The 11,565-nt window shown below is 29.3% G+C and carries 8 protein-coding genes and 2 pseudogenes; 6 read left to right on the top strand and 4 right to left on the bottom strand.

Annotated elements, in window-relative coordinates:
* The first annotated feature begins 184 nt into the window (after window positions 1–184).
* A complete protein-coding gene (guaA, locus tag A500_RS00850) occupies window positions 185–1,726 on the top strand; it encodes a glutamine-hydrolyzing GMP synthase (RefSeq protein ID WP_016205710.1) in 1,542 nt (513 codons plus the stop codon).
* A gap of 88 nt (window positions 1,727–1,814) precedes the next feature.
* On the opposite strand, the gene A500_RS00845 is transcribed toward guaA, so the two are convergent.
* Complete coding sequence (locus A500_RS00845; RefSeq protein WP_016205709.1) at window positions 1,815–2,756, bottom strand: EcsC family protein; 942 nt, start codon at window positions 2,754–2,756, stop codon at window positions 1,815–1,817.
* Between the two features lie 296 nt (window positions 2,757–3,052).
* Here A500_RS00845 and A500_RS00840 point away from each other — a divergent pair, with 296 nt between their 5' ends.
* Window positions 3,053–3,979 carry a hypothetical protein gene (locus A500_RS00840; RefSeq protein ID WP_016205708.1) on the top strand — a complete coding sequence of 309 codons (927 nt, stop codon included), beginning with the start codon at window positions 3,053–3,055 and terminating at the stop codon, window positions 3,977–3,979.
* A 152-nt stretch (window positions 3,980–4,131) separates the two neighbouring features.
* A pseudogene (locus A500_RS19830) lies at window positions 4,132–4,275 on the top strand (GMP synthase (glutamine-hydrolyzing)); the annotation flags it as partial.
* Between the two features lie 159 nt (window positions 4,276–4,434).
* Here A500_RS19830 and A500_RS00835 read toward each other — a convergent pair.
* Together A500_RS00835 and A500_RS00830 are read right to left on the bottom strand one after the other, a co-directional pair.
* A pseudogene (locus A500_RS00835) lies at window positions 4,435–5,420 on the bottom strand (serine hydrolase domain-containing protein).
* A 13-nt stretch (window positions 5,421–5,433) separates the two neighbouring features.
* Window positions 5,434–6,264 (bottom strand): MerR family transcriptional regulator, encoded by an 831-nt coding sequence (locus A500_RS00830; protein WP_016205705.1) that lies wholly within the window; start codon window positions 6,262–6,264, stop codon window positions 5,434–5,436.
* 344 nt (window positions 6,265–6,608) lie between these two features.
* Here A500_RS00830 and A500_RS00825 point away from each other — a divergent pair, with 344 nt between their 5' ends.
* Entirely contained in the window at window positions 6,609–6,980 is a 372-nt protein-coding gene (locus A500_RS00825; protein WP_040436371.1) for a nuclear transport factor 2 family protein, read from the top strand.
* Window positions 6,981–7,387: 407 nt separating this feature from the next.
* Here A500_RS00825 and A500_RS00820 read toward each other — a convergent pair whose 3' ends face one another.
* Window positions 7,388–8,470: an NAD(P)H-dependent amine dehydrogenase family protein gene (locus A500_RS00820; protein ID WP_016205703.1), complete on the bottom strand. Its 1,083-nt coding sequence runs from the start codon at window positions 8,468–8,470 to the stop codon at window positions 7,388–7,390.
* 215 nt (window positions 8,471–8,685) lie between these two features.
* Here A500_RS00820 and A500_RS00815 point away from each other — a divergent pair, with 215 nt between their 5' ends.
* Both A500_RS00815 and A500_RS00810 read left to right on the top strand, forming a co-directional pair.
* A complete protein-coding gene (locus tag A500_RS00815) occupies window positions 8,686–9,531 on the top strand; it encodes a MerR family DNA-binding transcriptional regulator (RefSeq protein WP_016205702.1) in 846 nt (281 codons plus the stop codon).
* A 223-nt stretch (window positions 9,532–9,754) separates the two neighbouring features.
* Window positions 9,755–11,494: an ammonium transporter gene (locus A500_RS00810; RefSeq protein ID WP_016205701.1), complete on the top strand. Its 1,740-nt coding sequence runs from the start codon at window positions 9,755–9,757 to the stop codon at window positions 11,492–11,494.
* Window positions 11,495–11,565: the final 71 nt, after the last annotated feature.

Here is an 11,565-nt window from a genome sequence, read left to right as displayed (position 1 = left end):
AATTAAGGAAATAACTAAGCAAGCTTAGTTAATGAATACATAAAGATTTTATATTTTATTATTCAGCATAGCTGAATAATTACAATAATTTTTTCATTCTTTTAATTCTTTCATTTTTTCATTTCATATTAATAAGTGTTACAATAAAGTAGATAATAAATAGAATTTGGGTTGGAGGTAACCTATGAATAAAGAGTTAGTTTTAGTTATTGACTTTGGTGGTCAATATAATCAATTAATTGCTAGAAGAGTTAGAGAATGTGGAGTTTATTGTGAAGTTCACCCACATACTTTAAGTGTTAATGAAATAAAGGAAATGAATCCAAAGGGAATAATATTTACTGGTGGACCAAATAGTGTTTATGGAGAAGATTCTCCTTTATGTGAAAAATCATTATTTGAAGCTGGAATTCCTATCCTTGGAATATGCTATGGTTCTCAATTAATGGCTCATATGCTTGGTGGAAAGGTTGCAACTGCACCAGTAAGTGAATATGGTAAAACTAAAGTAGACATAAATGTAGATTCTAAGTTGTTTGAAGGTGTATCACCATCTACAATTTGTTGGATGAGTCATACAGATTACATAGAAAAAGCACCAGAAGGCTTTAAAGTAATAGCTAATACGCCAGTATGTCCAGTGGCTGCTATGGAGAATGAAGAAAAAAATCTTTATGCAGTTCAATATCATCCAGAAGTTATGCATACACAAGAAGGAACTAAGATGATTTCAAACTTCTTATATAATGTTTGTAAATGTGCTGGAGATTGGAAGATGGATTCTTTTGTTGAAAAAACAATTGAAGAAGTTCGTAAAAAGGTTGGTAATGGTAAGGTATTATGTGCATTATCAGGTGGTGTTGATTCATCAGTTGCAGCAGTATTACTTTCAAAGGCAGTTGGAAGCCAATTAACATGTGTGTTTGTTGATCATGGTTTACTTCGTAAAAATGAAGGAGATGAAGTTGAAGAAGTATTTGGACCAAATGGACAATATGACTTAAACTTTATTAGAGTAAACGCTCAAGAAAGATTCTATGAAAAATTAAAAGGAATAGAAGAACCAGAAGAAAAGAGAAAAATAATTGGTGAAGAATTCATTAGAGTATTTGAAGAAGAAGCTAAGAAAATCGGAACTGTAGATTTCTTAGTTCAAGGTACTATTTATCCAGATGTAATTGAAAGTGGACTTGGAAAATCAGCAGTTATAAAATCACATCATAATGTTGGAGGACTTCCAGACTATGTAGATTTTAAAGAGATAATAGAACCATTAAGACTACTATTTAAAGATGAAGTACGTAAAGCTGGTTTAGAACTTGGAATACCTGAAAAGCTAGTTTACAGACAGCCATTCCCAGGACCAGGTCTTGGAATACGTATAATTGGTGAAGTAACAGCTGAGAAAGTTAGAATAGTTCAAGATGCAGATGCAATTTACAGAGAAGAAATTGCAAAATCTGGAGTTGATAAAGAACTAGGTCAATACTTTGCAGCACTTACTAATATGCGTTCAGTAGGTGTAATGGGAGATGAAAGAACTTATGACTATGCAGTAGTTCTTCGTGCAGTAACTACAAGTGATTTCATGACAGCAGAATCAGCAGATCTTCCATGGGAAGTACTTGGAAAAGTAACAACTAGAATTGTAAATGAAGTTAAAGGGGTTAACCGTGTATTATACGATTGCACAGGAAAACCGCCAGCAACTATAGAACTTGAATAATATATAAATAAAAAACTCGAATACTAATTTTATATTAGAAATTCGAGTTTTTATCTATATTTATAAAGGAAATCGTATTTTAATATAATTATACTTCAACAGCATCTATAATTATTAAATCTTCTTCTGAAGATTTATAATTTGGGTTAGTTAATAATGTATTTTGTAAAGATTTTTTCAATTTATCACAACAAGGTTTAAATGATACATAAGTAATTCCTCCACCAATTACACCACCAACAATAGGAATTGCCTTTTTAAAGAAGCCAGCAAACACCTGCTTTGTAATATTTACCCCAAACCACTTTGAAACGCTCTTTACGATAGGATAAATAGTACCTTTTGTTAGAGCAGCTTTCATTAATTTCTTCTCAACACCAGTAGCAAAAGCTTTTGCTATTGACTTTAAAGCAGTATTTGTACCTTGAACTCCATACATTACTCCTAAACAAATTATTAGAATATTCATAGTTTCTGAATCAAATTTAAGATTTTTCTCAGTAGTATCTATTTCCGGAAATCCATATAAGTACATAAGTTTTTGAACTGCTCTTAGCATATATCCGTAATATTGAGTTATATCAGCTGGAATGGAAGCAACCATAGCGAATCCTCCAGGCATTCCAAGTGCTGCAGAAATTCCTGATACACAATTTCTTTCAAATTTTATTACTTCATCAGCAATTTTATTAATTTCCTCAGAAGGGATTTTAGCGTAGTTTGGAGTATAAGCTATTGCCTCATCAATAACTTCTTGAGGATATTTTTTCATAAATTCTTTTTGAAGAAAATCAGCTCTATTAACTTTAATACCTGGAGTTTTTAATCCTAATACTATAAAGTCTTCAATATCTATTTCTCCGTTTCCGTTTGAATCTAGTACTTTAGTAACTGACTCTTTAGAGTTAATAACTATATCTTTTGTTTTATTTGTTACAGTTGATGCTAAATTGCCAGTTCCTTTAACTACATTTTCAAAGCTTTCTTTTAGTTTCTTACTAGCATTTAAGTATTTTTTATCATCTTTCATATATATTCACTCCTTCTATAAATATACTTGTAAATTTGGCGTGGTAATAATTATATTAAAATAATAATAAATTAAAAAGTTACATATTATTAACATTTTATCATAGGTATAAATTTTATATAAGGGTTTTGATTTTTTAATTATATATTAATTTATTAGAGTATTTGGAGAGGAAGCTAAAAAGGTAGGAACAGTAGATTTATTACTATTCAAGAAGAATATATTATTAGGAAAGAGGAATGAACGTCAATTTGTAGAATATAACATAAATAAAATACTCTAGGGGGAAGCACCGAATGACAGTTTTAAGACTTAAAAAATTTGCATCTTTAAAAAATTGGCAATTAAAAAAGAACATTGCTTATGGGCAAGAAAATGGATATATTTTTACTGTTATAGCTGGACAAGGAGTGAAAATTTTTATTTGTCCATTACCATCAATTAGTGAAGAGCGTAAGAGCCAAGTATTGAATTATTTGTATAATAATAGGAGAGAATTAAAAATTAATGAATTTATATTTGAAAATGATGTGTTAGTTATAAAATTTAAAGAAGTTTTTAGAAGTACTAAAATTGAAATAATGAATAATTTAGTATCTAAATTGATTAGTTTCCTAGAAACTAATGAGATTAAAGGAAATGAATGTTGTATATTCTGTGGTAAAAATGATGCTCATCAAATTATATATATTGATAAGATAATGTATTTAGCACATAATAAATGTTATACGGATCAGCTTGATGTCCTAGATGAAGCAATAAAGGAATATGATACAGAAAATAAAAACTATTTTAGGGGATTTATTGGTGCATTAATAGGTGGTGGTATAATTTCTATACCACTGAGTTTAGCCCAAGTATATTTTGGTAATATTGTGGGTATGATCTTCTCAACATTATTAAGCTTTGGATTATTAAAAGCTTATTATATGTTTAAAGGGAAATTAGGAAGAGGAACAAAATGGATTATCACTTTATGTACATTTATTTCAGTAATAATTTCTCAAATTATGGTAGTAGAAATTGGAATGCTCCAACATGGATCTACGTTAAAACCTAGTAATTTTAAGATACTATTTGGTATTACTCAAATAGCAGATTATTTTAAGTTGAACGTAGGAATAAGTCTATTAAGTGCGCTTATGGGTTTCTTATTAATTTTCCTTCAGATAAAGGGAGATATAAAGGATTTTTTACCCAAAATAGAAAAAAATAGTAGATAGTATTAGTGACTTGATTATTTAGCATTTTTATATATTAGAAATTGTAATTTATTGACAATAAAATTTGGTGGGGAGTTATTATCTATAAATCAAAACTTATATACCAAATTAAACAATTTTTTTAGAGAATGGAGTTATATTTAAAGTGATGAAATTTCATGACAGCAGAATCAGCTGACCTTCCATGGGAAGTACTTGGAAAAGTAACAACTAGAATTGTAAATGAAGTTAAAGGGGTTAACCGTGTATTATACGATTGCACAGGAAAACCGCCAGCAACTATAGAACTTGAATAAAATATAATTTCAAATTTAAAAGCCTATTTTACAATGTTATTTTAATTAATAACTTGTAAAGTAGGCTTGTTTTATATAATCATTTATAAATTTTATCACAGAAAAGTAGTTAGTAAAATCACTTTGAATAATAAGGTGTAAAGAATAGAATTTATTTAGCTATACAAGATCCTCAAAAATTGGATTAATATATTTTTTAATAAATTCAATTCTATCCTTAGCACGAGGTATGAAGAGAGAAGCAATGGAAATTACCATTTTTTATCTTTATTAACAAAGATAGTATTTCCTCCATCACCCATAGCTGAATATCCAAGATCATTATCCTCACTAATCCACCATAAGTATCCATATGGAATATTAAGTTTGTCCCATCTACTATGTTCCTTTGTACTTTCCTCTATCCAAGTTTTTGATACAATTTGTTTTCCATTCCATATTCCATCATTTAAGTATAATTGACCTATTTTTGCCATATCAGTAGCAGATAAAGTAAGTCCCCATCCCCCTGTGTTTATGCCCTTAGAATCAGAAACCCAACCACTAATATTTGTAGATTTATTAAAATCTAGTTGCTCTTCTTTACTATTAAAAGTTATGTTATCAGCAACTGTAATTCCTAGTGGTTCAAATAAATTTTCTTTTGCAAAATCAAGAAGAGGTTTACCAGTTGCTTTTACAAGAATGCCAGAGAAAATATCTGGACCTATAAGTGGAGCATATCTAAACTTACCAATATCATCTTTTCCACCTAATAAATCAAGGCTGAATTTTACAAAATCATCACTGGTAAAATACTTAATATAAGGATTAAACCTATATTTATATGGAGCTGTCATTGTAAGTAAATCCTTAAGAGTAATCTTTTGTATTACTTTTTCTCTTTTTTTAACTATATAATCTGGGAAAAAATCTAATACCTTGGTATCTACGCTTTTTATGTGACCTTTATCTATCGCAATTCCAATCAATATAGAAATAATGCTCTTTGTTACTGAATAAATATGAAGTTTGCTATTAGCAGTACAACCATTGAAGTAATTTTCATATAGAGTCTTACCATCCTTTAATACAATCAGCCCTGCAATGTTCTTATAGTCCTTATTTATTATTTTTTCTAACTCTAATATTTTTTCTTCATTCATATAACTCTCTCCTTTAAAATTGAATCTTCTTTTTAATAGGATAATAAACTTCAGTTATTAATTCGCTTTCATTTTTAACTTCAGTAGGATCATTTACATATACTTCAAAAAGTGCACTTACGCATTCATAGCCTTCTTTTTCTGCCCATTGAATTTGCTTAGCATAAACAGAGGATAGATCAGAATAAGGACCATATACAACTGTTTTTATGCATAAACCTGGGTTAAAATCTCTTGTGCCCTTAAAATACTCTTTTATTGGGATAGCAAATTCAGTGTCTAAGCCAAATGGGCTATATTCAGAGCTGTGAAAGAGTACCATTGGCGGATTTACTATGGTTAATTTATACTCTTGAATTTTATTTAATAATTTACAAAAACAATTATTATATTCCTCAGGAAATTCAGTCTCCTGAACCATTTTTCTAATATATAAAAGATTCATTTTTGGTACTTCTACAAGATTAATATCAATATCTTTTAGATATGACATAATTGATTTTCCCTCTTTTAAATTTGAGATATCAGTATTTAATTGATTTAATGTATTTTTAAATTCTTTAACTTGTTTTTCAATTTCTTTTTTCTTATTAATAAGAGATAAATAAAGTTTTTCTTCTTCTAAATCTTCTGATTGAAGGATTGTTTTAATTTCCTCTAAAGAAAAATTATATGCTTTTAAACGCTTAATTAATAACATAGTTTGTAATTGATTAATAGAATAATATCTATAACCATTTTCAGGATTAATTTCTTCAGGAAGTATTAATCCTATTTCAGCATAATAACGAAGGGTTTTTGTTGATACTTTACATATATTTGAAAAGTCTCCAATGGATAACATATAGTATTCTCCTTTCAGTTCGTTAAATCTTTATATCCTTATCTTACACCTTATCCTAAGGGAAAAGTCAATGACATAAAGAACTTGTACTATACGAATAATATTGAATAAAACTAAATCCGTAATTTTTATTATCTTTATTCTGGTATTATATAACAAATTATTATATAATAAGAATATGAATTATTAGACAATTGTATTTAAATTCGAACTAAATAGCAAATTGTAAATTATCAGATAATTAAATGCTGAAAATGTTAAATAGAGATTTGAAAAGGAGAATACCTATGTGGAAATTACTAATATCCATAATCTTGAACATAGGTAATGCGAGGGTGATGAAAGTGGATTGTATTAAAAAGCATATATTCAAATTAGAAAATGATTTAGTAAAATCAGAAGTAAGAAAATCAGCACAAAAATTAAATAATTTATTAGCAGATGATTTTTTCGAATTTTGTAGTAATGGAAAAGAATATCATTATAAAAATGGGGATGTGTTTCAAGAACCAAATGATGAAGAGTTGTATTGGGAAATTATAGACTTTAAAATAGAACAATTATCAGATGATTATTTGTTGGCAATATACAAGGTCATAAAACATACTGAAACAAATGAAAATAAAAAATATACACATCGTAGCTCTATATGGAAGTGTGTTGATGGGAAATGGAAAATGTATTTTCATCAAGGAACATATACATCTAAGTTTTAAATTTCCCTCACCAATTATTTTTTACCAATAACTTAATTCATTATTAATTTAAATTCTTAATATAAGTTGGCGAAGGTAAAGAGAATATGTGAAATAAGCATATAGCGAGAAACTAAGAAGTACTTGGTGAAGGAAGAACTACTATGCCTTAGTGTTGTTGGTTTGTCTGAGCGCAGCGAGTTTAACCAAAACTCTTGGCATAGTAGTTCTCCGAGCCTAGTACTTCTTTGCGTAGCTATTTAGCTTATGAAACATATCTATTTATCGTAGCCTTTATATTCTCAATTTAAAACTATTATGAATCAAAAGTTAATAATTGAATATGCACTTCTATAGCTACCGTTAAGAATATCACTTTAATATAGAGCCATAAAAAAATCCCTAATGATTAGGGATTTTTATGTTAATTATTTGCTTTTAACATATTTATGCATTGGTTTAACAAGATAATGATTTACAGGAAGCTTTTCAGTAGTAATATATCCAGCTTCAGCATCAATTAACATAGGAATTCTATTAACAAGAGTAGCACATGTTAATTCAACCGTTGCAGGTCTATCAACTTTAATTGATGTTTCAGGTTCCCCTTCAAATGTCCAATCATTTTTATCAAAATCATCAGGACCATAAACATAACCTTGACATTGAGTTTCTAAAGTTACTCCTTCTTCAGTTTCAGTTGTAACAATAGCTGACATTCCAGTTGCATCTCCAGCTTTAACAGTCATATTTAATGTTGAAGAATACAAGTCTTCTTTATGTGTCATAGGAATACATTTTTGAGTTTGTGATTTTATAGTTAAGCCTAACTGACTACATAACCATCCATTTTGGTTCCACATATAAGAAGGAACAACTTTACCATCCTTAATTGCTTGTGCAGTTTCTTCATGATTCAATCCATTATAGTTACCAATTTCTTTTTCAAACTTTTCAATAGAAAGACCAGCTCCATGACCTTCTGCAAGAGCAATTCCATAATCCTCTACATTATAACTACTAACGCCTCTTATTTTAGTGATTTTATGCATTGATCCTGCTAAAGTTGTAATCAAGCTTCCCCAATACATATCAGGATATCCACTTCCACATAATGTACAACCGTTTTTCTTTGCAAGTTCATCTAATTCTTTTGTAATATCATAAGATGAGTTCCAAGGATATAAGGCTTCTTCGCAGGTACTGATGGCATTTACACCATTTTCAGCACAAACTGTAAATGCAGGTTTTAAATCTTCCATAGTTGATCTTGTAGCGATGACGCAAACATCAGGTTGTGTTTCCTTTAACAATTTATCAGCTTCTTCAACACTACTTACCTTTACACCTAGTGGCTTAATACCCAATAGTTCACCAATATCTTTTCCAATTACTTTTGGATTTAAATCTAAGGCACCAACAAGCTCTCCACCATGTTCTAATACGTACCTCATAAGATATAAACTCATTTTTCCACAGCCATATTGTACTACTTTGACTTTATTTTCCATTAAAGTTACCTCCTAATATTAAAAAATTGAATTTTCTGATTTCATTATAAAGCTTATAGTAAGTATAAAGTCAAATAAATTGTTAAATTTTTTACATTCTAGAAATTAACATATATATAAGAGTTAATAGCTTGATGATTTAATTCTTTATGTTTTATAATATAAGTATATTAATTTGGAAAGATTATACTATAGTATAAGGTAGGAGTGTATATATGAGTGAGAATTATTTAACAATAGGACAAATGGCAGAATTGAACCATGTATCAACTCAAACACTACGTCTTTATGATAAAAAGGGATTGCTAAAGCCAGAGTATCAAGACCCACAAAATGGTTATCGCTATTACCATATAGCTCAAAGTGATGAATTAGACTTAATTCATACAATGAAGATATGTGGAATGACCTTAGAACAAATTCATAAACAGCTTACACAATCATCACAAGAAGATCTTTATAAGTCTCTTATGGAGCAAGATAAAAAGCTAAGCAAAGAAATTAAGCAGCTTACAAGAAGTTTATGTACTATAAGGAGGTTTACATCAAATCTAAGTCGTCTAAATTCTATTCCACCTATAGGAAAGATAGTATATGAGTATTTACCTGAAAGAAAAATAGATACCTTCACTTCAGATATTGATTTTTTTGAAAAGGGATATTCAGGATATGAGGAAATGCTAAGAGAATTTAAAAGTTATATGATTAAAAATGGATTACCCCTTTCATACTTTTTTAATGCAGGAACGCTTATTGAAAGGGATGATTTCATAGAACAAAAACTAAAATCAAACAAAGTATTTATATTTGTAGATGAAGATTATCCAACAAGTAAATCTCAGAGAGTTTTACCTGAAAATATGTACATAACAATTTATTCAGATGATACAATACAAGAATATCAATATGCAAAACAAATATATTCTGAAATTGAAAAATCAGGTTATGAAATAGCCGGTGAATATCTTTGTGAAGTTATATTATATACCCCATATAATAAAAAACGAAATAAATCCCTTAAATACAAAATACAAGTTCCAGTTACGCATAAAAATAGATAGTAGGAAAAGATTTAATATAAAAATAGTTAGATTAGGTTCTTAAAGTAAATCTTAGAAATAAATAATTAGCTATAAGTAGTAAATAAAAATAAAATTTAAAAGTTAAATATTGACAAGCATTATTTGATATGATATCATAACGATATTAAAAAAAAGAGAGCAGAGACGTTCTTAAAAAAGAACGTCTCTGCTCTCTTTTTATTTAGAAAAGGGGGAATATATTATGGAGACTACAATGATAATTGATACTATTTGGGTATTTCTTGCAGGTATTTTAGTATTTTTTATGAATTTAGGTTTTGCAGCTGTTGAAGCAGGATTTGCAAGATCAAAGAACACAGTTAATATCTTATCAAAAAACTTTATTGTATTTGCAGTTTCATCCTTAGGATTTATGCTGCTTGGTTGGGGGATAATGTTTGGGGGAGATAATCCATTTATAGGAACAGAAAATTTGTTTATTTTAGGAAATGCGGACTTATCTTTCTATAATGACACATTAACATCAAATGTTCCCTTTTGGGGCAAATTTTTCTTTCAATTAGTTTTCTGTGGAACTGCAGCAACTATAGTTTCTGGTGCTGTAGCAGAACGTGTAAAATATTTATCATTTATTATTTTCTCGTTTGTATTAACTCTAATAATTTATCCAATAGTAGGTCACTGGATATGGGGCGGCGGTTGGCTTGCAAATATTGGATTTATGGATTTTGCAGGTGATACTGTAGTTCATTCAGTTGGAGGTTGGGCGGCACTTGCTGGTGCATTAATCCTTGGACCACGTATTGGAAAATACAGCAAAGATGGCAAGATAAAAGCAATTCCAGGTCATAATATGTCTTTAGCAGTTATAGGTTTATTTATACTTTGGCTTGGTTGGTTTGGATTTAATCCAGGATCTACTATGAGCTTTCAAAATCCAGATGATGTAATGCATATATTAATGACAACTAATACTGCAGCTATTGCAGCTATATTAACATCTACTGCCACTGCTTGGATTATAATAGGAAAGCCTGATTTAGGAATGACTATCAATGGATGTCTTGCAGGTTTAGTAGCAATTACAGGAAGTTGTGCCTATGTTAGTATTGAAGCTTCTTTATTAATTGGTGCTATTGCAGGAATATTAGTTGTATATGCAGTAATGTTTTTTGATAAGATAAAGGTTGATGATCCTGTTGGGGCAACAGCAGTCCATCTAGCTTGTGGTGTTTTTGGGACAATCTGTGTTGGTCTATTTGCAAAGGAAGGAATTACAAGCCTATCTACTCAAAATGGTTTATTTTATGGTGGTGGATTCCAGTTGTTATGGGCTCAAATTATAGGAATAGTTGCTGTAGGTGCCTTCGTATTTGCTTCATCTCTACTTGTTTGGTATTTAATAAAAAAGACAATAGGAATTCGTGTATCTGCTGAAGAAGAAATAGCAGGTCTTGATATTGGTGAACATGGAAATATAGCTTATCCAGATTTTGCTTTAGTTGCAAGTGGAAATGGATATATAAATAGTATTGAAGATATAAATATAGAGGTTACAGATAATTCTAAAGATACTGTTCCAGCAAATGTCGCAGTTCCTGTAGTTCATAAAGAACATTCAGGTGATAAGATGACAAAGGTTACTATAATAACAAACCAAAACAAATTATCTGCATTACAAGATGCTCTTGGAAATCTTGGAGTAACTGGTCTTACAGTTACAAATGTTCTTGGACATGGTATGCAAAAAGGAAATCCAACCTTCTTTAGAGGAGTTCCTATGGATACAAGATTACTTCCTAAAGTTAAAGTAGATGTTGTAATATGTAAGATTCCAATTGAAACTTTAGTTGACACAGTTAAAAAGGTACTTTATACAGGTAATATTGGTGATGGAAAGATATTTATATATGATGTAGAAGACGTAATTAAAATTCGTACTAATGAACATGGATATGATGCATTACAAGATGAAGAATAGTGACATCTTAAAAAAATTATATAATTTAAATAAAAATATATAGATAATATAAGAGTAATAATTACGTATAG

It is taken from the genome of Clostridium sartagoforme AAU1 (genome assembly GCF_000401215.1).
Taxonomy (GTDB): domain Bacteria; phylum Bacillota; class Clostridia; order Clostridiales; family Clostridiaceae; genus Clostridium; species Clostridium sartagoforme.
Note: the sequence above shows the minus strand (reverse complement) of the source record. Positions and strands in the feature narration are given on the sequence as shown.

What these genes read in the sequence shown, in the direction of transcription:
- A500_RS00820 (WP_016205703.1), bottom strand. Translation starts at nt 8,470, where the DNA reads ATGGAAAATAAAGTCAAAGTAGTACAATATGGCTGTGGAAAAATGAGT.
- A500_RS00840 (WP_016205708.1), top strand. Translation starts at nt 3,053, where the DNA reads ATGACAGTTTTAAGACTTAAAAAATTTGCATCTTTAAAAAATTGGCAA.
- guaA (WP_016205710.1), top strand. Translation starts at nt 185, where the DNA reads ATGAATAAAGAGTTAGTTTTAGTTATTGACTTTGGTGGTCAATATAAT.
- A500_RS00815 (WP_016205702.1), top strand. Translation starts at nt 8,686, where the DNA reads ATGAGTGAGAATTATTTAACAATAGGACAAATGGCAGAATTGAACCAT.
- A500_RS00810 (WP_016205701.1), top strand. Translation starts at nt 9,755, where the DNA reads ATGGAGACTACAATGATAATTGATACTATTTGGGTATTTCTTGCAGGT.
- A500_RS00830 (WP_016205705.1), bottom strand. Translation starts at nt 6,264, where the DNA reads ATGTTATCCATTGGAGACTTTTCAAATATATGTAAAGTATCAACAAAA.
- A500_RS00845 (WP_016205709.1), bottom strand. Translation starts at nt 2,756, where the DNA reads ATGAAAGATGATAAAAAATACTTAAATGCTAGTAAGAAACTAAAAGAA.